Origin of the sequence: Saccharopolyspora sp. ID03-671 (assembly GCF_045278815.1) — a bacterium.
GTDB lineage: Bacteria > Actinomycetota > Actinomycetes > Mycobacteriales > Pseudonocardiaceae > Saccharopolyspora > Saccharopolyspora ipomoeae.
Genome location: NZ_CP134054.1, coordinates 1,463,593 through 1,481,368 on the forward strand (window position 1 = coordinate 1,463,593; position 17,776 = coordinate 1,481,368).

General features: G+C 70.9%; 21 protein-coding genes. 14 read left to right on the forward strand and 7 right to left on the reverse strand.

Annotated features, from left to right (window positions below; genetic code table 11):
- Positions 1-81: 81 nt before the first annotated feature.
- Positions 82-645: a TetR/AcrR family transcriptional regulator gene (locus tag REH65_RS06860; RefSeq protein ID WP_406691749.1), complete on the forward strand. Its 564-nt coding sequence runs from the start codon at positions 82-84 to the stop codon at positions 643-645.
- On the opposite strand, the gene REH65_RS06865 is transcribed toward REH65_RS06860, so the two are convergent.
- The gene (locus REH65_RS06865; protein ID WP_281456013.1) at positions 617-1,609 is read right to left on the reverse strand and encodes an ABC transporter ATP-binding protein; all 993 of its coding nucleotides are present in this window, start codon (positions 1,607-1,609) and stop codon (positions 617-619) included. The two genes, REH65_RS06860 and REH65_RS06865, sit on opposite strands and share 29 nt — an antisense overlap.
- A 64-nt stretch (positions 1,610-1,673) precedes the next feature.
- Positions 1,674-2,435 carry a glucose 1-dehydrogenase gene (locus REH65_RS06870; RefSeq protein WP_281456014.1) on the reverse strand — a complete coding sequence of 254 codons (762 nt, stop codon included), beginning with the start codon at positions 2,433-2,435 and terminating at the stop codon, positions 1,674-1,676.
- A 169-nt stretch (positions 2,436-2,604) separates the two neighbouring features.
- Between REH65_RS06870 and REH65_RS06875 the strand changes: the two genes are divergently transcribed.
- Genes REH65_RS06875 through REH65_RS06910 form a run of 8 tightly spaced genes read left to right on the forward strand, consistent with a single transcriptional unit; the run spans position 2,605 to position 7,377 of the window.
- Entirely contained in the window at positions 2,605-3,798 is a 1,194-nt protein-coding gene (locus tag REH65_RS06875; protein ID WP_281456015.1) for a cytochrome P450, read from the forward strand.
- Between the two features lie 2 nt (positions 3,799-3,800).
- Positions 3,801-4,580, forward strand: a complete 780-nt coding sequence (locus REH65_RS06880; protein ID WP_281456016.1) for an SDR family oxidoreductase — start codon at positions 3,801-3,803, stop codon at positions 4,578-4,580.
- Positions 4,577-5,932 (forward strand): cytochrome P450, encoded by a 1,356-nt coding sequence (locus REH65_RS06885; RefSeq protein WP_406691750.1) that lies wholly within the window; start codon positions 4,577-4,579, stop codon positions 5,930-5,932. The genes REH65_RS06880 and REH65_RS06885 overlap by 4 nt, the downstream gene beginning before the upstream one ends.
- Positions 5,932-6,126, forward strand: coding sequence for a ferredoxin (locus REH65_RS06890; protein ID WP_406691751.1), 195 nt, complete (start codon positions 5,932-5,934; stop codon positions 6,124-6,126). Before REH65_RS06885 ends, REH65_RS06890 begins: the two co-directional genes overlap by 1 nt.
- A gap of 1 nt (position 6,127) precedes the next feature.
- Entirely contained in the window at positions 6,128-6,679 is a 552-nt protein-coding gene (locus REH65_RS06895) for a nuclear transport factor 2 family protein (protein WP_281456019.1), read from the forward strand.
- Between the two features lie 23 nt (positions 6,680-6,702).
- The gene (locus REH65_RS06900; RefSeq protein WP_406691752.1) at positions 6,703-6,894 is read left to right on the forward strand and encodes a ferredoxin; all 192 of its coding nucleotides are present in this window, start codon (positions 6,703-6,705) and stop codon (positions 6,892-6,894) included.
- 4 nt (positions 6,895-6,898) lie between these two features.
- Complete coding sequence (locus REH65_RS06905; RefSeq protein ID WP_406691753.1) at positions 6,899-7,063, forward strand: hypothetical protein; 165 nt, start codon at positions 6,899-6,901, stop codon at positions 7,061-7,063.
- Positions 7,060-7,377, forward strand: a complete 318-nt coding sequence (locus REH65_RS06910; RefSeq protein ID WP_406691754.1) for a nitroreductase family deazaflavin-dependent oxidoreductase — start codon at positions 7,060-7,062, stop codon at positions 7,375-7,377. Before REH65_RS06905 ends, REH65_RS06910 begins: the two co-directional genes overlap by 4 nt.
- Positions 7,378-7,518: 141 nt before the next feature.
- On the opposite strand, the gene REH65_RS06915 is transcribed toward REH65_RS06910, so the two are convergent.
- From REH65_RS06915 to REH65_RS06935, 5 genes are all read right to left on the reverse strand, one after another.
- Complete coding sequence (locus REH65_RS06915) at positions 7,519-8,370, reverse strand: LLM class F420-dependent oxidoreductase (RefSeq protein WP_406691755.1); 852 nt, start codon at positions 8,368-8,370, stop codon at positions 7,519-7,521.
- On the reverse strand, positions 8,367-8,726 hold the full coding sequence (locus REH65_RS06920; protein ID WP_406691756.1) for a carboxymuconolactone decarboxylase family protein: 360 nt from the start codon (positions 8,724-8,726) through the stop codon (positions 8,367-8,369). The genes REH65_RS06915 and REH65_RS06920 overlap by 4 nt, the downstream gene beginning before the upstream one ends.
- Before the next feature lie 144 nt (positions 8,727-8,870).
- Positions 8,871-9,725: an NAD(P)-dependent oxidoreductase gene (locus REH65_RS06925; RefSeq protein ID WP_406691757.1), complete on the reverse strand. Its 855-nt coding sequence runs from the start codon at positions 9,723-9,725 to the stop codon at positions 8,871-8,873.
- Positions 9,722-10,474 (reverse strand): SDR family oxidoreductase, encoded by a 753-nt coding sequence (locus REH65_RS06930; RefSeq protein ID WP_406691758.1) that lies wholly within the window; start codon positions 10,472-10,474, stop codon positions 9,722-9,724. The genes REH65_RS06925 and REH65_RS06930 overlap by 4 nt, the downstream gene beginning before the upstream one ends.
- 9 nt (positions 10,475-10,483) lie before the next feature.
- Entirely contained in the window at positions 10,484-11,947 is a 1,464-nt protein-coding gene (locus REH65_RS06935) for an aldehyde dehydrogenase (RefSeq protein WP_406691759.1), read from the reverse strand.
- A 160-nt stretch (positions 11,948-12,107) separates the two neighbouring features.
- Between REH65_RS06935 and REH65_RS06940 the strand changes: the two genes are divergently transcribed.
- The 5 genes from REH65_RS06940 to REH65_RS06960 all read left to right on the forward strand — a co-directional run bounded on the left by REH65_RS06940 (position 12,108) and on the right by REH65_RS06960 (position 17,776).
- Positions 12,108-12,737 carry a PaaI family thioesterase gene (locus tag REH65_RS06940; protein ID WP_406691760.1) on the forward strand — a complete coding sequence of 210 codons (630 nt, stop codon included), beginning with the start codon at positions 12,108-12,110 and terminating at the stop codon, positions 12,735-12,737.
- A gap of 18 nt (positions 12,738-12,755) precedes the next feature.
- Positions 12,756-13,784, forward strand: coding sequence for a 2Fe-2S iron-sulfur cluster-binding protein (locus REH65_RS06945; protein WP_406691761.1), 1,029 nt, complete (start codon positions 12,756-12,758; stop codon positions 13,782-13,784).
- Between the two features lie 102 nt (positions 13,785-13,886).
- Positions 13,887-15,560 (forward strand): 3-oxosteroid 1-dehydrogenase, encoded by a 1,674-nt coding sequence (kstD, locus tag REH65_RS06950; protein WP_406691762.1) that lies wholly within the window; start codon positions 13,887-13,889, stop codon positions 15,558-15,560.
- Positions 15,561-15,624: 64 nt separating this feature from the next.
- Positions 15,625-16,431: a crotonase/enoyl-CoA hydratase family protein gene (locus REH65_RS06955; RefSeq protein ID WP_281456029.1), complete on the forward strand. Its 807-nt coding sequence runs from the start codon at positions 15,625-15,627 to the stop codon at positions 16,429-16,431.
- Between the two features lie 109 nt (positions 16,432-16,540).
- Complete coding sequence (locus REH65_RS06960) at positions 16,541-17,776, forward strand: hypothetical protein (RefSeq protein WP_406691763.1); 1,236 nt, start codon at positions 16,541-16,543, stop codon at positions 17,774-17,776.

Sequence of the window (17,776 nt, forward strand, 5' to 3'; positions counted from 1 at the left end):
ACTCGTTATCCATTTGAATTCTGCGGTACGCGGCGAACAACCACGAATCCGCCCGGGGCCGCCGAGCGTTAGGCTCGTCCCATGACCGAACCCGTTCGCCAGGTCGTCGAAGGTCGCCGCGCCGACACGGTGCGCAAGTTGCTGGACGCGACCGTCGAAGAGCTCGCCGAGCGCGGGTTCGGGTCGATGACCGTGCGCTCGGTCGCCGAGCGGGCCGAGGTCTCCCGGGCCACCGCCTACTCCTACTTCTCCTCCAAGGAGCACCTGGTCACCGCGGTGTTCTGGAAGCGGATCCAGGCCCTGCCGCCGAGCGGGGCCGACCGCACCGGCAAGCCCGGTGACGACGTGGCGCAGGTGGTGGACACGATCGCGCGGATGCTGGCCGCCGAACCGGCCTTGGTGCGGGCGTGCACCACGGCGCTGCTGGCCGACCAGCAGGAGGTCAAGCGGCTGCGCGACGAGATCGGCAACGAGGTGTACCGGCGCCTGACCGACGCGGTCGGCGAGGCCGATCCGACCGCGCTGGACGCCGTGATGACGGCGTTCGTGGGCTCGCTGGTGCTGGCGGGCAGCGGTTACCTGCCGATGGAGCGGATGGCCTCGCACCTGGCCGGCATCACCGACCGGGTGCTGCCGCGGGCCTGATGCTGCTCCGCACGCTCTCCCGCGCGGCGGGCGGCAGCTGGTCGAGCATCCCCAGCACGCGGTCCTGGCGCCGCCGCACGGCCTGACGTTCCGGCATCCCGGCGCTGACCGGCAGCTGCTCCGGCACGCCCACCACCCGCTCGGCGGCGGCGATCCGGCCGCTGGCCAGCCACTGCTGCTCGCGGTCGATGCTGGCCTGGTCCTTCTCCTCGCTCATCCCGATCGGGCCGGTCCGGTCGCCGCTGAGGAACTGCGCGACCACCGGATCTTCGCTGGTGAGCAGGACTTCGCGCGGCCCGAACAGGACGAGTTCGCGGCGGAAGAGCATGCCGAGGTTGTCCGGCACGGTGCGGGCGAGGTTGATGTTGTGGGTGACGATGAGGATCGTCGCGTCGAGCTGCGCGTTGATGTCGATGAGCAGCTGCGAGAGGTAGGCGGTGCGCACCGGGTCGAGGCCGGAGTCCGGTTCGTCGCAGAGGATGATCTCCGGGTCGAGCACGAGCGCGCGGGCCAGTCCGGCGCGCTTGCGCATGCCGCCGGAGATCTCACCGGGCAGTTTGTCCTCGGCGCCGGTGAGGCCGACCATCTCCATGCGTTCCAGCACGATCCGGCGGATCTCGGCCTCGGTCTTGCGGGTGTGCTCGCGCAGCGGGAACGCGACGTTGTCGAACAGGTCCATCGACCCGAACAGCGCGCCGTCCTGGAACAGCACGCCGAAGAGCTTGCGGATCTCGTAGAGCTCGTGGTCGCTGCACGAGCAGATGTCGACGCCGTTGACCAGGCAGCGCCCGTTCTCCGGCTTGAGCAGGCCGATCATGGACTTCAGGAACACCGACTTGCCGGTTCCCGAGGGGCCCAGCAGCGCCGAGACCTCGCCCTGCGGGAGGGTGAAGCCCACGTCCCGCCAGATCGTCTGCGGGCCGAAGGACTTGCTCAACCCCTCGATCACGACTTCAGCACCCATACCGCACTCCTCGCGACGTCGTCGTCGTTCGCGCTTCGGGAAGTCCTGTCACCGCTGGAACTTCTCAGCGGCGGTAGTAGGCGTGGGTCGCCGTGGCTCCGCCGTCGGCGACGAACTCGGCGCCGGTGCAGTAGGTGCTCTCCTCGGAGGCGAGGAAGACGATGAGCCCCACGATGTCCTCGGGCTGGCCGATGCGGCCGAGCGGGACCATGTCGCCGATCGGGCTCAGATCCGTGTCCTCGCCGGTGAACTCGCGGGTCATGCCGGTGTCGAACATGCCGGGGTGCACCGAGTTGACGCGGATGTTGCGCGGTCCGAGCTCGGTGGCCGCGGCCTTGGTCATGCCGCGGATGGCGAACTTGCTCGCGGTGTAGGCCACCAGCTGCGGCATGCCGCCGAGGCCCTCCACCGAGGAGAAGTTCACGATCGACCCGCCGCCGGCCGCGGTGAGCGCGGGCGTGGCGGCGCGCATGCCGAGGAAGGTGCCGAACTGGTTGACCCGCACGATGCGCTCGTAGTCGGCCAGCGAGGTCTCCTCCAGGGCGGAGAACATGAGCACGCCGGCGTTGTTGACCAGGACGTCGAGGCGCCCGAAGCGCTCGGTGGCGTGATCGACCGCGGCGCTCCAGTCGTGCTCGTCGGAGACGTCGAGGTGCGCGTAGCTCGCGGATTCGCCGAGCTCGTCGGCGAGTTCCTTGCCGGGTGCGTCGAGGATGTCGCCGATGACCACCGAGGCGCCTTCGGCGACGAAGCCGCGCGCGATGGCCGCGCCCTGCCCTCGTGCCGCGCCGGTGACCAGTGCGACCTTTCCCGCGAGCCGTCCCATGCGCCGCCCTCCCTGCCGATGACAACCGGTACCCGCACGAGACTAGAACACGTTCTCGACATAAGGGAAGGTGCGTTGGAGCGCGGGGTGATAATAACCGGAACTTGTTCTCGATTCAGTCGCGAGCAGGCTTGCCGGAACTCGCCGAGCCGTACTAGCGTCTGGACACATGTCCAGTGGTGTGGTGTTCAGCCCCTACGACTACGCCGTGCACGACGACCCGTACCCGACGTACGCGCGGTTGCGCGACGAGGCACCGGTCTACCGCAACGACGAACTCGACTTCTGGGCGCTGTCCCGGCACGCGGACGTCGCCGCGCTGTTCCGGGACAACACCCGGCTGTCCAACGCCAACGGCGTCTCCCTCGACCCGGCCGCCTGGGGACCCGACGCGCACCGGACCATGTCGTTCCTCGCGCTCGACGACCCCCGGCACAACCGGCTGCGCTCGCTGGTCTCCCGCGGTTTCACCCCGCGCCGGGTCCGCGACCTGCAACCGCGCATCCTCGAACTCGCCCGCCACCACCTGGAACCCGCGCTGGAGTCCGGGGAGTTCGACTTCGTCGCCGACTTCGCCGGCAAGTTCCCGATGGACGTCATCTCCGAGCTGATGGGCGTGCCGGAGGCCGACCGCGACCGGCTGCGGGAGCTCGCCGACACCGTGATGCACCGCGAGGAAGGCGTTTTCGACGTGCCGCAGGCCGCGATGGAGGCCTCGCTGCACCTGGTCGGCTACTACGCCGACATGCTCGCCGAGCGCCGCCGCTCCCCCACCGACGACCTCACCTCCGCGCTGTTGGCCGCCGAGATCGACGGCGACCGGCTCAGCGACGAGGAGATCATCGCGTTCCTGTTCCTGATGGTCGTCGCGGGCAACGAGACCACCACGAAACTGCTGGCCAACGCCGTGCACTGGGCGCACCTCAACCCCGATGAGCGGGCCAAGCCCTTCGCCGACCCGGAGCGGGTCAGCGACTGGATCGAGGAGACGCTGCGCTACGACACCTCCAGCCAGATGGTCGCGCGCACCGCCACCGAGGACGTCCCGCTGGACGGCGGCACGATCCCCGCCGGAGCCCGGGTGCTGCTGCTGATCGGTGCCGCCAACCGGGATCCGCGCGCCTTCGCCGACCCCGACCGCTACGACCTCGACCGACGGGGCGAGAACCCGCTGGTCAGCTTCGGCGGCGGCACGCACTTCTGCCTCGGCGCGCACCTGGCGCGGCTGGAGGCGCGGATCGCGCTGACCGAGTTCGTCGGGCGGGTCGAGAACTACGACGTCGACCTCGACCGCGCGCGGCGGGTGCACTCCAGCAACGTGCGCGGCTTCGCCACCCTGCCCGTTCGCGTGGAAAGCAGGTAGCCATGCCCAGATTCGAACCGAACCCGGAACGCAGGCCGACCGCGATCGCCGGTGCCTCGGCCGGGATCGGCGCGGCCACCGCCCAGGCCCTGGCCGCCGCAGGTCACCCGGTGGCGCTCGGCGCGCGCCGGGTGGACAAGTGCGAGGAGCTCGCCGCGAAGATCCGCGCCGACGGCGGTCAGGCCGTCGCCGTGCCGCTCGACGTCACCGACGACGAGTCGGTGAGCGCGTTCGTCGCCCGCACCCGCGAGGAGCTGGGCGAGGTCGAGATCCTGGTCTACGGCGCGGGCGATCTCGACGCCGACCTGGTGCACGAGATGGACGGCCCGCGCTTCGCGGGCCAGCTGGACGTGCACCTCGGCGGCGCGCACCGGCTGGTGTCGCGGATCGTGCCCGGGATGGTGGAGCGGCGGCGCGGCGACGTGGTGTTCATCGGCTCCGACGTCGTCCCCAAACCGCGCCCCCGGATGGGCGCCTACGTGCCGGCCAAGGCCGGGCTGGAGGCGATGGCCCGGACGATGCGCATGGAGCTGGAGGGCACCGGCGTGCGCGCCAGCGTCGTACGGCCCGGCCCCACCTCCACCTCGATGGGCATGCAGTGGGACCACGACACCACCCAGGCCGTGCTCGACGACTGGGTGAAGTGGGGACTGGCGCGGCACCCGTACTTCCTGCGCGCCTCCGACATCGCCGACGCCGTGCACCACGTGGTCTCCGCTCCGCGCGGCGTGCACCTGAGCCTGATCGAGGTCGAGCCCGAAGCACCCCTGGAGGAGACATGACGCTGCTCGCCCCGAAACCGGTCTCCGGCGGCCGCCACGAGCACGGCCACCTCGACGAGCTGCGCACCGACCCGATCGCGCTGATGCGGCGGGTCCGCGAGGAGTGCGGCGACGTGGGCGCCTTCGACCTCGCCGGGCGCAGGGTGGTGCTGCTGTCGGGGGCGGAGGCCAACGAGTTCTTCTTCCGCTCCTCCGACGACGACCTGGACCAGGCCGCCGCGTACCCCTTCATGACGCCGATCTTCGGTCAGGGCGTGGTGTTCGACGCCCCACCGGAGCGGCGCAAGGAGATGCTGCACAACCAGGCACTGCGCGGTGAGCAGATGCGCGGGCACGCGCAGACCATCGACGCCGAGATCGCCCGCATGGTGGCCGACTGGGGCGACGAGGGCGAGATCGACCTGCTGGACTTCTTCGCCGAGCTGACGATCTACACGTCCTCGGCTTGCCTGATCGGCAAGCGGTTCCGCGACCAGCTCGATCACCGCTTCGCCGAGCTCTACCACGACCTGGAGCGCGGGACGGACGCGCTGGCCTACGTCGACCCGCACGCGCCGATCGAGAGCTTCCGGCGGCGCGACGAGGCGCGGGCTGGTCTGGTTCGGCTGGTGCAGGAGATCATGGACGGCCGGGCCGCCGCCGGGAAACCGCCGCGCGACGAGCGGGACATGCTCGACGTGCTCATGTCGGTCCGCGACGACGATGGTGCGCTGCGGTTCAGCGCCGACGAGATCACCGGCATGTTCATCTCGATGATGTTCGCCGGGCACCACACCAGCTCCGGCACGGCCGCGTGGACGCTCATCGAGCTGCTGCGCAACCCGGGCGTGCTCGACGGGGTCGTCGGCGAGCTCGACGAGCTCTACGCCGACGGCTCGGAGGTGAGCTTCCGCTCGCTGCGGGCGATCCCGCGTCTGGAGGGGGCGATCAAGGAGGCGTTGCGGCTGCACCCGCCGCTGATCCTGCTGCTGCGGGTCTCCCAGGACGACTTCGAGGTGCGCGGGCACCGCATCGAGCGGGGCGACTTCGTGGCGGCCACGCCCGCGATCTCGAACCGGATCGCCGAGGACTTCCCCGAGCCCGACGCCTTCCTCCCGGAGCGCTACGCCGAGCCGCGGCAGGAGGACCTGGTCAACCGCTGGACGTGGATCCCGTTCGGCGCCGGTCGGCACCGCTGCGTCGGGGCGGCCTTCGCGATGATGCAGCTCAAGGCGATCTTCTCGGTCCTGCTGCGGGATTTCGAGTTCGCGCTCGCGCAGCCGCCCGAGTCCTACCGCAACGATCACTCGAAGATGGTCGTCCAGCTCGCCCAGCCGTGCCGGGTGACCTACCGCCGCCGGAGGGAGTCCTGATGCGAGTCGTCTGCGACCTCGACCTGTGCCAGGGGCACGCGATGTGCGAGCTGGAATCGCCGGAGGTGTTCTCGGTGCCCAGGCACGGCAAGGTCGAGGTGCTGGTCAGCGAGCCGCCCGCGGATCTGCGCGGCGAGGTCGAACGTGCCGTGCGGGAGTGCCCCACGCAGGCTTTGAGCATCGAGGAGGCTTGACATGCCCGCTTACCCTCGGGAAGAACTGGAACGCATGGTCCAGCACTGGCTGGACGAGAACGCGCGCTGCGAACGGCTCGGCGACTGGAAACCGTTGGCGCAGCTCTACACCCACGACGCCACCTACGGGTGGAACACCGGGCCCGGCGAGGACTTCATGACGGTGGGCCGCGACGAGATCCGCGACATCGCACTGGGCGTGGAGATGGAGGGCCTGCAGGGCTGGAGCTACCCGTACCAGCGGGTGCTCATCGACGAGAAGCAGGGCGAGGTGATCGGGTTGTGGAAGCAGGTCGCCGACGCGAAGCGACCCGACGGGACTCCGTACCAGGTGGCCGGTATCGGCGGGAGCTGGTTCCGCTACGGCGGCGACATGATGTGGTCGTGGCAGCGGGACTTCTTCGACTTCGGCAACGCCGCGCACCTGTTCCTGGAGATGATCAAGGCGGACGTCCTCTCGCCCGGGATGAAGAAGCGCATGGAGGTCGCCGCGTCCGGCGTGCCGCAGCCCGGTCACTACCGCAAGGGCACGGCACCGCTGGAGCTGTGGTGACCGGTGAGGGAACGGGAGTGACGATGAAGATCGTGGTCGACTTCGACCTGTGCGAGGCCAACGGCATGTGCGAGGCCGTGGCGCCGGACGTCTTCGAGATCGATGACGACGACAACCTGCTCGTCAAGGCGGATCCGACCCCGGAGCTGCGGGATTCGATCGAGCAGGCGGTGCAGTCCTGCCCGAAGGCCGCGCTGTCGCTGGAGGAGGACTGAGGCGATGCCGAAAGCACGTCGTCCGCAGCTGGATTCACCGGTGGTCGGGAAGGTCATCAAGGTGGCCTCGCGGGCGAACACGCGGCTCTACCGGCTCACCGGCGGGGTGCTGGGCAGCAGGTGGCGGGTCGGCAGCGCGTTCCCCGGGGCATCCCGATCTGCCTGGTGACCACCACCGGCAAGCGCAGCGGCCGGCCGCGCACGGCTCCGCTGCTGCACCTGCGCGACGGCGACCGGGTCGTCCTGGTCGCCTCCCAGGGCGGTCTGCCGCGCCACCCGGACTGGTACCACAACGTCCGCGCCAACCCCGAGGTCACGGTCCAGATCAAGCGCGACATCCGCAGCATGAAGGCCCGCACGGCAACTCCGCGGGAACGAGCCGACCTCTGGCCCCGCCTGGTCGACATGTACGCCGACTTCGACGACTACCAGTCCTGGACGGACCGGGAGATCCCGGTCGTCATCTGCGAACCCGTCCCCTGACCCGAACCCCACTCGGCCCCTCCCGCCCCGGTGGGGGTCCGGTGGTGCGGAGCCGCGGGCTGTCGGACAGTTTTAGCCATAATTGTCCCGACATTTCGGACATCGATCATGGGTGATTATGGCTAAAACCGTCCAACAGCCTCACTCTTCGAGGCCGAGCTTGCCCGCCAGGCGGTGGAAGTAGGCCGCGACGGTGTCGGCGTCCTCGTCGGGGAAGCCGAAGAGGACTTCGGTGACGCCGAGCTGCTCCCAGCGGGCGAGCCGGTCGAAATCGGGTTTGCCCGAGAGGGCGACGATCTGGGGATCGCCTTCGCGGCCGGCGTCCTTCCAGATGCGCTTGAGCAGCGCGACCTTGTCGTCGATCTCGCCCTCGGTGGGCGTGGTGATCCAGCCGTCGGCGGAGCGGGCGATCCAGGCGAACGTCTTCTCCGTGCCGCCCGCACCGATCAGCACCGGGGGCCGCGGCTGCTGGACCGGCTTGGGCCACGCCCAGCTCGGCCCGAAGTCGACGAAATCGCCGTGGTACTCGCCCTGCTCCTGCGACCACAGCTGCTGCATCGCCTCCAGGTACTCGCGCAACACCGCGCGCCGCTTGCCCTTCGGGACGCCGTGGTGGGTCAGCTCGTCGACGTTCCACCCGAACCCGGCGCCCAGGCTCACCCGGCCGCCCGAGAGGTGGTCCAGCGTCGCGATGGTCTTGGCCAGGGTGATCGGGTCGTGCTCGACCGGCAGCGCCACCGCCGTCGCCAGCCGGATCCGCGAGGTCACCGCGGCGACCATCGACAGCGCCACCCACGGGTCCAGCGTCCGCAGGTACCGGTCGTCCGGCAGCTCCTCGGTGCCCGTGCCCGGGTGCGCCGCCTCGCGCTTGACCGGGATGTGGGTGTGCTCGGGCACCCAGAAGGAGTGGAAACCCGCCTGTTCGGCCGCTTTCGCGGCGACGGCGGGGGCGAGTCCCCGGTCGCTGGTGAACTGCACGATGCCGTACTTCATGAGCGGTCCTTCTCTCCCAGGATCTTCTCGATGCGCATGGTGAACTTGGTGCCCAGCGGCCAGCCGACGTAGTGCGTCAGGAAAAGGCCGATCTCGCGCAGCTGCTCGTCGTCGAGCTCGTCGTTGCCCAGCGCCGCCCGCACCTGGATGTCGGCGACGTCGTCGAGGCCCTGGGCGGCCAGCGCGCCCAGCAGCAGCAACCGCCGGTCGCGCATGCTCAGACCGGGACGGGACCAGATCTCGGCGAAGAGGTGGTCGACGGTCACGCCGAAGAAGTCCCCCGGCCCGTCGGAGACCTCCCAGCCGTAGACCTCACCCATCTTGGCCAGGCCCCGTGCTCGCTGCTCATCGGTCATGCTTCCTCCGTGTTCTGCGGGACACCCGCACCCGGTCGGAAGCACAACCGCCGCTCCGCGCCATTTTCGGTCATGCTTCCTCCATGTTCTGCGGGACACCCGCACCCGGTCGGAAGCACAACCGCCGCTCCGCGCCATTTTCGGTCATGCTTCCTCCTTCCCCACACCGAGTCCCGCCGCCAGGTCGCGCAGCGCCCGCTCCCCCAGCGGCAGCTCGACGCCGAGCCGCTCGCCGAGCCGCAGGGCCAGCGCGAGGTCCTTCTCCCCGAGGTCGCGGACGTTGCTGAAGATCGGGTACCAGTCGTCGGACGGGGACAGCTGCGCGGTGTCGCCGCGCAGCATGATCGCGCCGGGCCCACCGGTGATGGCGTCGGTGTGCCGCACGATCTCGCCGAGCGCGCGCAGGTCGAGCCCGGAGGCCTCGGCGAGCCGCTGGGCCTCCGCGGTGGCGGTGAAGGCGATGAAGTGCAGCAGGTTGCGCGCGAGCTTGAGGCGCGTGCCCGCCCCGATCTCGCCGGCGTGCACGACGAGCCCGGCCCAGCACCTGAACACCGCCTCGCAGCGGGAGAACGCCTCCTCGTCGCCACCGACCATGACCGCCAGATCACCGCGATCCGCGCCGACCGCACCTCCGCTGACCGGCGCGTCGACCACCGAAACCCCGCGCGATGCAGCGATGTTGGCGAGCCGGGGTGCGGTGGTCTCGTCGATGGTGGAGTGCACGGCCACCACGGTTCCGGCCGCTGCCCCGGCCAGCAGCCCCTCCGGCCCGCACATCACATCCTCGACCTGCGCGTCGTCGCGCACCATCACCGACACGACCCCGGCTTGCCGCGCGACCTCAGCCGGGGTGGCCGCCGCGCGAGCACCCCGGTCGACGAACTTCGCGACGACCTCGGGCCGGACATCGTGCACGACGAGTCCGTCCGGCCAGGTCAGCAGCTTGCGCGCCATCGGAGCACCGATCTGGCCGAGCCCGATGAACCCGACGGCGCTCACGAGCGGATCACCTGCCCGCCGTCGACGTTGAAGATCTGCCCGGTCACCCAGGACGCCTCGTCGGACAGCAGGAATAGGCACATGCCCACCAGGTCCTCGGGCCGGCCCATGCGCTTGAGCGCCATGCCCTTGACCAGCTTCTTCACCATCTCCGGCGGTGTGGTCTCGCGGGTGGCCTCGGTGTCGGTCGGCCCGGGGGCGATGGCGTTGATCCGCACGCCCATGCCGCCGATCTCGTGCGCGAGCTGCTGGGTGAGCCCGTTGACCGCGACCTTGGCCAGCCCGTAGAAGCCGGAGTAGACCCACGCGGCGGTCGAGGACTGGTTGACGATCGCGCCGCCACCGCGCTGCTGCATGTGCGGCACGCACGCGCGGGTGCACAGCAGCGCGCCGTCCATGTTCACGCTGAGGAACCGCTTGTAGTAGTCCCAGTCCACGGTGCAGAGCAGGTCGAGCTTCATGCCGCCGTAGATGGCGGCATTGTTCACCAGGCGGTCGATGCCGCCGAAGCGGCTCACCGCGAAATCGGCCATCGCGGCGGTGGATTCCGGCGAGGACACGTCGACCTCGACGAACGCCGCGCTCCCGCCGTCGGCGGTGATCGCCTCGGCGACCTTCTCGCCGGACTCGGTGTTGAGGTCGGCGACCACGACGTGCGCGCCCTCCGCGGCCAGCGCCCGCGCGTAGGTCTCGCCGATGCCCTGCGCCGCGCCGGTGACGACGGCGACCTTGTCTTGGAAACGCCCCATTGCGCCCTCCTACGCCGGTTCGGCGATCAGCTTGGTCTCCAGGTACTCCTCGAAGCCGGCCACGCCCATCTCGCGGCCGATGCCGGACTGCTTGTAGCCGCCGAACGGCGCGTCGCCGCCGTACCAGACACCGCCGTTGACGCCGACCGTGCCGGTGCGCAGCCGCGCGGCCACGGCCCGCGCCCGCTCCAGGTCTCCGCCGTGCACGGCGCCGGAGAGGCCGTAGGGCGAGTCGTTGGCGATGCGCACCGCGTCGTCGTCGCCGTCGTGCGGCAGGATCACCAGCACCGGCCCGAAGATCTCCTCGCGGGCGACCCGCGCGTCGTTGGTGAGCCCGGCGATGAGCGTCGGCTCGACGAAGAACCCGCGGTCCCGCTCGGCGCGCGCGCCACCGGTGACGAACTCACCGCCCTCCTGCCGCGCCAGCTCCAGGTAGCCCTCGACCCGGTCGCGCTGCCGCGCCGAGATCAGCGGCCCGCACACGGTTCCGGGCTCGTCCGGATCGCCGACTCCGATGCCGCGCAGGGCCTTCGCGGTCGCCTCGACGGCTTCGTCGTAGCGCACCCGGGGCACCAGCAGCCGGGTCGTCAGGGCGCAGCCCTGCCCGGCGTGGGTGCAGACGGTGAACGCCGCGAGCCCGCAGGCCGCGCCCAGGTCGGCGTCGTCGATGACGACGAACGCCGATTTCCCGCCCAGTTCCAGGAAGGTCCGCTTGATGCCGGGGGCCGCGGCCGCCATCACCGCGCGGCCGGTGGCGGTGGATCCGGTGAACGACACCAGGTCGACCCGCTCGTCGGACGGCAGCTGCGCGCCCAGCGCGTGATCGTCCGAGGTCACGACGTTGACCACGCCTGGCGGGATGTCGGTTTCGCGGAGCAGGATCTCGGCGACGGCCGCCGCGCACCACGGCGTGTCCGGCGCGGCTTTGAGCACGACGGTGTTGCCCGCCGCCAGCGCGGGCCCGAGCTTGGCGAGGTTGATCTGGTGCGGGAAGTTCCACGGCGTGATCGCGCCGACCACGCCGACGGCCTCCCGCCGGGTCCAGCGCCTGCTGGGCATCCCCATAGGCTCGGCCACTCCCAGGTCGCGGGTCCACTCGTACCCGGCGGCCAGGTCGGCGAAGTAGGCGAGGTCGGCGACCGGCGCGTCCAGCTGCGCACCGTGGGTCAGGAAGCGCGGCGCCCCGACCTCGGCGATGGTGAGCTCGCGCAGCTCCTCGGCGTGCTCCTGCAGGGCGGTCCCGAGCTGCTTCAGGCAGCGCACCCGCAGGTCCACGTCGCGCGACCACCCGGTCTCGTCGAAAGCCCGCCGCGCCGCGGCGATCGCGCGGTCCAGGTCGGCGGCGGTGGCGTTGGCCGCCGTGCCGAGGACCTCCTCGGTGGCGGGGTTCGCGGTCTCGAACCGGCCGCCCGACCCGGGTTGCCACTCCCCGTCGACCAGCAGGTTCGACGTCTTGTCGGTCCAGACGCTCATCGGCACCACATCCGGTTTCTAGACACGTGTCAAGACTATGGTCCATTCATCCCGGTAGCAATAGAACCGGTTGCCCCTTCTTCGGCGAGCTCCCGTTGACACAGCATAATCGAGCCGTAGAACATGTTCTAGATATTCGGCTCAGGAGGGGACCCACCGGATGACCGACGAGAGACCAGGCACGACCTCGCTGCCGGCGGCCGGCCCGGTGCCGGTCATCCCGGAGATCCCGGCCGAGACCACGCTGCTGGCCGGCCGGATCCGCGAACTCGTGGAGGCCAGCGTGCACACCGACGTCGACGGCCCGGACCTGCGCGAAGCCGCCGAGCACGTCGCCGCGGCCGCGGCGCTCCTGCGCGAGCGCACCCGCGACCGGCCGCTGCTGCTCTCGCACGTCGACGGCCACCAGGTCAGCGTGCACAACCCGGTCGAGGGGCCCGGGAACCCGCTCGCGCCACCGATGGTCGGCGTGGAGATCGACGACTCCGGCGCGACGTCGTCGACCGCGCTGCTCGGCGCCGCCTACGAGGGCCCGCCGGGACGGGTGCACGGCGGCTGGGTGGCCTCGCTGCTCGATCACGCAGTGGGCCGCGCGGTCGCGGTGGCCGGGCACCCGTCGATGACGGTGTCGCTGACGGTGGACTACCGCCGAGGCACCCCGCACGGCGCGCCGCTGACCATCAACGCGCGGTTCACCGGCAAGGAGGGCCGCAAGGTCTTCGCCACCGGCGAGATCGTCGCCGACGGCGAGGTCACGGCCGAGGCCAGCGCGATCCTGGTGACCTACTGACCTGCGAGGAGACTTGCGATGCCTGAGTTCCACCGGCTGCGGGTGGCCGAAGTCGTCGAGGAGACGGCCGACGCCCGCTCTGTGGTCTTCGACGTCGACACCGCCCGCCTGCCCTACCGGCCCGGCCAGTTCCTGACGCTGCGCATCCCGAGCGAGCGCTGCGGCTCGGTCGCCCGCGCCTACTCGCTGTCGAGCTCGCCGGTCACCGACGGGCGGCTGGCGGTCACCGTCAAGCGCACCGCCGAGGGCTACGCCTCGAACTGGATCTGCGACAACGTCGCCGCGGGCAGCGAGATCGACGTGCTGGAGCCCGCCGGGGTGTTCACGCCGAAGTCGCTGGAGGCCGACCTGCTGCTGTTCGCGGCGGGCAGCGGCATCACGCCGATCATGTCGATCCTGAAGTCCGCGCTGGCCACCGGTTCCGGGCGCGTGGTGCTCGTCTACGCCAACCGCGACGAGCGCTCGGTCATCTTCGCCCGCGAGCTCACCGAGCTGGCCGCCGCGCACCCCGGGCGGCTGCTGGTGCTGCACTGGCTGGAGTCGGTCCAGGGGCTGCCGACGCAGGAGGCGCTGCAGTCGCTCGCCGCGGCGTTCCCGGACCACGACGCGTTCCTGTGCGGGCCGAAGCCGTTCATGGACACGGCGCGGAAAGCGCTGCGCGAGGCGGGGTTCCCGAAGTCGTCGATCCACCTGGAGCGCTTCGCCTCGCTGGCGGGCAACCCGTTCGACACCGCCACGCCCGCTGCGGCCGAAACCGAGGACTCGCAGCCGGAGGACTCCGTGGTCGAGGTGACCATCGACGGCGAGGCGCACACCTTCACCTGGCCCGCCGACAAGCGGCTGCTCGACCTGCTCAAGGAGAACGGGATCCAGGCGCCGTCGTCGTGCGCCGAGGGGATCTGCGCGGCCTGCGAGTGCCGGGTCACCGAGGGCGAGGTGACGATGGTCAACAACCAGGTTCTGGAGCAGGAGGACCTCGACGACGGCTACCGCCTGGCCTGCCAGTCGCTGCCCAAGACGCCCAAGGTCAAGGTGGACTACGACTGATCACGTGGAACGCGTTCTCGCTATGAATCACACTGGGGCGTAGCGCTGAACTCGACAGAACTATAACCTGTTTCAGTATCGTGAGGGCCACCTGGAGGTGCCATGACAGAAGCGACCTTCGATGTCGTCGTGGTCGGCTCCGGCGCCGCCGGCATGACCGCCGCGCTCGCCGCGGCGGACCGGGGGTTGTCGGCGCTGGTCGTGGAGAAGGACCGCTACTTCGGCGGCTCCACCGCCCGCTCCGGCGGCGCCGTCTGGGCCCCGCACAACGAGGTTCTGCAGCGCGCGAAGGCGGGCGACACCCCGGAGAAGGCCGCGACGTACCTGCGGCACCTCATCGGCGACGAGATCGCCGCCGACCGCCGCGAGGCGCTGCTGTCCCGCGGCCCCGAGATGGTCTCGCTGGTGCTGCGCCGCACCCCGATGAAGCTCAAGTGGATCCCCGGCTACTCCGACTACTACCCGGAGACCCCCGGCGGCACCCCGATGGGCCGCTCGCTGGAGCCGAAGCCGTTCAACGGCAAGCTGCTCGGCGACGAGCTGGCCAACCTGCAACCCCCCTACCTGCCCGCACCGGCCGGGATCACGGTCACCGCCGCCGAGTACAAGTGGATGAACCTCATCGCCCGCCACCCGCGCGGCGTGTTCACCTCGGCGAAGGTCGGCCTGCGCCGGGTGATCTCGCTGGCCACCAAGCGGCCGCTGCTGGCGCTCGGCCAGGCCCTGGCCGCCGGGCTGCGCGCGGGCCTGCTGCGCGCGGACGTGCCGGTGTGGCTCAACAGCCCGCTGACCGAGCTGCACGTCGAGGACGGCGCGGTCACCGGCGTGCGGGTGCGGCGCGGCGACGAGGACGTGCTGGTCCGCGCGCGGCACGGGGTGATCATGGCCGCGGGCGGGTTCGAGAAGAACGAGCGGATGCGCAAGCAGTTCCAGCGCGAGCCGATCGGCAGCGAATGGACCGTGGGCGCCGAGTCCAACACCGGCGACGGCATCGAGGCCGGTCAGCGCATCGGCGCGGACGTGGACCTGATGGACGACGCGTGGTGGGGGCCGTCGATCCCGCTGCCCCGGGGTCCGTACTTCTGCCTGTCCGAGCGCAACCTGCCGGGCTCGATCATCGTCAACGCCGCGGGTGAGCGCTACGTCAACGAGGCGACGCCCTACGTCGACGCGGTGCACGCGATGTACCGGGGGCACGAGACCGGTGTCTCGCACATCCCGTCGTGGTTGATCGCCGATCAGCGCTACCGCAACAACTACACCTTCGCCGGATTACCGCCCCGGCAGCGCTTCCCCGGCAGCTGGTACAAGGCCGGGGTCGTGCACTCGGCCGGGACGATCGAGGAGCTGGCGGCCAAGATCGAGGTCCCGGCCGAGGCGCTGCGGGCGACGGTGCAGCGGTTCAACGGCTTCGCCGCCACGGGCTCCGACGCGGACTTCGGCCGCGGCGACAGCGCCTACGACCGCTACTACGGCGACCCGAAGCTGCCGAACCCGAGCCTGGCGGCGCTGGAGGTCGCACCCTTCCACGCGGTGAAGATCGTGCCCGGCGACCTGGGCACCAAGGGCGGCTTGCGCACCGACGCGCGGGCGCGGGTGCTGCGCGAGGACGGCTCGCCGGTGCCGGGCCTGTACGCGGCGGGCAACGCGAGCGCGGCGGTGATGGGCTCGACCTACGCGGGAGCCGGGGCGACGATCGGCCCGGCGATGACCTTCGGGTACGTGGCCGCGCTGGACATCGCCGCGCGAGCAGAGGGCAGTTCTTCCTCGAATTGACCGGGCATTTCAGACGTTGATCACGGGCGGTTCCGGGAAGAACCGCCCTCAGTCAGGAGGCGCAATGACCGCGACTGCGGCGACCGAGCAACCGCACTGCCTCGTGGAGCAGCGCGGAGGCGTGCTCGTGGTGACCATGAACCGCCCGGAGGCCAAGAACGCGCTGTCCGGCGAGATGATCAAGATCATGATCGAGGCGTGGGACCGCGTCGACGACGACCCCGACATCCGGGCCTGCGTGCTCACCGGTGCGGGCGGCGCGTTCTGCGCGGGCGCCGACCTCAAGAGCATGAGCAACAACCACCCCGGAGACCAGCACGCCCAGGGCTCGTTCAACCCCGCCAAGATCGAGGGCCTGCTCAAGGGCCGCCGGCTCACCAAGCCGCTGATCGCCGCCGTCGAGGGCCCCGCGATCGCGGGCGGCACCGAGATCCTGCAGGCCACCGACATCCGCGTGGCCGGGGAGAGCGCGCGCTTCGGCGTCTCCGAGCCGCGCTGGGGCCTGTTCCCGCTGGGTGGCTCAGCCGTGCGGCTCACCCGCCAGATCCCCTACACCGTGGCCGCCGACCTGCTGCTCACCGGACGCCACATCAAGGCGCCGGAGGCCAAGGAGCTCGGGCTGATCGGCCACGTCGTGCCGGACGGAACGGCGCTGGACAAGGCCCTCGAACTCGGCGAGATGATCGCCGCGAACGGGCCGCTGGCCGTGCAGGCGATCCTGCGCACCATCCGCGAGACCGAGGCGATCCCCGAGGAGGAGGCCTTCGCCATCGAGGCCCGGCACGGCATCGGGGTCTTCATGAGCGAGGACGCCAAGGAGGGCCCGAAGGCCTTCGCGGAGAAGCGCAAGCCGAACTTCCAGGGCAAGTGAGCCTCGGGGCGTCCCCGCGCGGGGGCGCCCCTGATCGGTCCAGCAGCACCGGGACCGGCCGGCCGTCGTTGCAGAGTCGAACGTCCCCGCAATGTCGCGAGGTGCACGGATGCAGAGCAGCTACGCAACCGAGAGCCGCTACGCGGCGCTGTCCCGGCCCCGGCTGGCCGCGCTGCTGCCGGAGCTGCTGCTGGCGGGCCAGCTGATCGACCGGTCGGCGATGGCCTGGTGCATCTCGTCGTTCGGCCGCGAGGAGATGGCGCGGATCGCCGTCGAGGAGTGGATGGCGGCCAGCCCGATCTACACCCGGCGGATGCAGGAAGCGCTGGACTACCGCGGCGACGACGTGGTGACGATCTTCAAGGGGCTGCAGCTCGACATCGGGGCTCCGCCCCAGTTCATGGACTTCCGCTACACCGTGCACGACCCGTGGTCCGGGGAGTTCCACCTCGACCACTGCGGTGCGCTGATGGACGTCGAGCCGATGGGCGAGCGCTACGTGCGGGCGATGTGCCACGACATCGAGGACCCGACCTTCGACGCCACCGCGGTCGCCACGAACCCGAAGGCGCAGGTCCGGCCGGTGCACCGGCCGCCGCGGGTGCCGAGCGACCGGCAGCCGCACTGCGCGTGGACGGTGCGCATCGACGACTCGCACCCGCCGGTCTCCCCCAGCCCCGACTGCCTGGCGCTGCGCGAGTCCCGGGCGGCGACCCTGCCGCTGTCGCCCATCGACCCGTCCGAGGACGGGCGCGGCGACTACACCGGTCCGCTGCTGAGCGACCTGGACTTCGGCGAGTTCAGCACCTCCGCGCTGGTCCGGATGGCCGACGAGGTGTGCCTGCAGATGCACCTGCTCAACCTGGGTTTCGTCCGCGCGGTGTCGCGGCGGACCGACGACCCGCGGGAGATCTGCACCAAGCAGCTGGTGGGCATCGCCGGGATCGCCGCCGAACGCCTCCACGCCGCGCTGGGACTTCCCGGCGGTGTCGCGGGGGCGCTGCGGACCCTGGAGCTGCACCCGCTGCTCAACCCCGCCGCCTACGTGCGCGCGTCCCGGGAGGACGACGCGATCACCGTGCGGCCGGGGCCGGCGCACGACGACGGAGCGTGGATCTCGTTGTGCGGGCCCGATTCCACCGCCGCGCTGCAGGCCGTGGTGCGCGCGGTCGACCCCCGGCTCGACGTCGCCGTCGAGGGCACCGCGGACGCCTGGACCGCGCGGGTCATCACCCGCGACGACCCGGCGCCGGAGTTCGACGAGGTGGCCGTGACCCGCATCAGCACCGGGGCGAGCTTCGAGTTCCGGCCCCGGAAGTCCCTGCCCATCACGCCAGTTCGGTGA

Excerpts from the sequence above, each read along its gene's own strand:
- REH65_RS06860 (WP_406691749.1), top strand. The coding sequence starts at position 82 with ATGACCGAACCCGTTCGCCAGGTCGTCGAAGGTCGCCGCGCCGACACG.
- REH65_RS06955 (WP_281456029.1), top strand. The coding sequence starts at position 15,625 with ATGACCGCGACTGCGGCGACCGAGCAACCGCACTGCCTCGTGGAGCAG.
- REH65_RS06920 (WP_406691756.1), bottom strand. The coding sequence starts at position 8,726 with ATGACCGATGAGCAGCGAGCACGGGGCCTGGCCAAGATGGGTGAGGTC.
- REH65_RS06880 (WP_281456016.1), top strand. The coding sequence starts at position 3,801 with ATGCCCAGATTCGAACCGAACCCGGAACGCAGGCCGACCGCGATCGCC.
- REH65_RS06875 (WP_281456015.1), top strand. The coding sequence starts at position 2,605 with ATGTCCAGTGGTGTGGTGTTCAGCCCCTACGACTACGCCGTGCACGAC.
- REH65_RS06895 (WP_281456019.1), top strand. The coding sequence starts at position 6,128 with ATGCCCGCTTACCCTCGGGAAGAACTGGAACGCATGGTCCAGCACTGG.
- REH65_RS06915 (WP_406691755.1), bottom strand. The coding sequence starts at position 8,370 with ATGAAGTACGGCATCGTGCAGTTCACCAGCGACCGGGGACTCGCCCCC.
- REH65_RS06885 (WP_406691750.1), top strand. The coding sequence starts at position 4,577 with ATGACGCTGCTCGCCCCGAAACCGGTCTCCGGCGGCCGCCACGAGCAC.
- REH65_RS06890 (WP_406691751.1), top strand. The coding sequence starts at position 5,932 with ATGCGAGTCGTCTGCGACCTCGACCTGTGCCAGGGGCACGCGATGTGC.
- REH65_RS06935 (WP_406691759.1), bottom strand. The coding sequence starts at position 11,947 with ATGAGCGTCTGGACCGACAAGACGTCGAACCTGCTGGTCGACGGGGAG.
- kstD (WP_406691762.1), top strand. The coding sequence starts at position 13,887 with ATGACAGAAGCGACCTTCGATGTCGTCGTGGTCGGCTCCGGCGCCGCC.
- REH65_RS06870 (WP_281456014.1), bottom strand. The coding sequence starts at position 2,435 with ATGGGACGGCTCGCGGGAAAGGTCGCACTGGTCACCGGCGCGGCACGA.
- REH65_RS06945 (WP_406691761.1), top strand. The coding sequence starts at position 12,756 with ATGCCTGAGTTCCACCGGCTGCGGGTGGCCGAAGTCGTCGAGGAGACG.
- REH65_RS06900 (WP_406691752.1), top strand. The coding sequence starts at position 6,703 with ATGAAGATCGTGGTCGACTTCGACCTGTGCGAGGCCAACGGCATGTGC.
- REH65_RS06960 (WP_406691763.1), top strand. The coding sequence starts at position 16,541 with ATGCAGAGCAGCTACGCAACCGAGAGCCGCTACGCGGCGCTGTCCCGG.
- REH65_RS06905 (WP_406691753.1), top strand. The coding sequence starts at position 6,899 with ATGCCGAAAGCACGTCGTCCGCAGCTGGATTCACCGGTGGTCGGGAAG.
- REH65_RS06940 (WP_406691760.1), top strand. The coding sequence starts at position 12,108 with ATGACCGACGAGAGACCAGGCACGACCTCGCTGCCGGCGGCCGGCCCG.
- REH65_RS06930 (WP_406691758.1), bottom strand. The coding sequence starts at position 10,474 with ATGGGGCGTTTCCAAGACAAGGTCGCCGTCGTCACCGGCGCGGCGCAG.
- REH65_RS06865 (WP_281456013.1), bottom strand. The coding sequence starts at position 1,609 with ATGGGTGCTGAAGTCGTGATCGAGGGGTTGAGCAAGTCCTTCGGCCCG.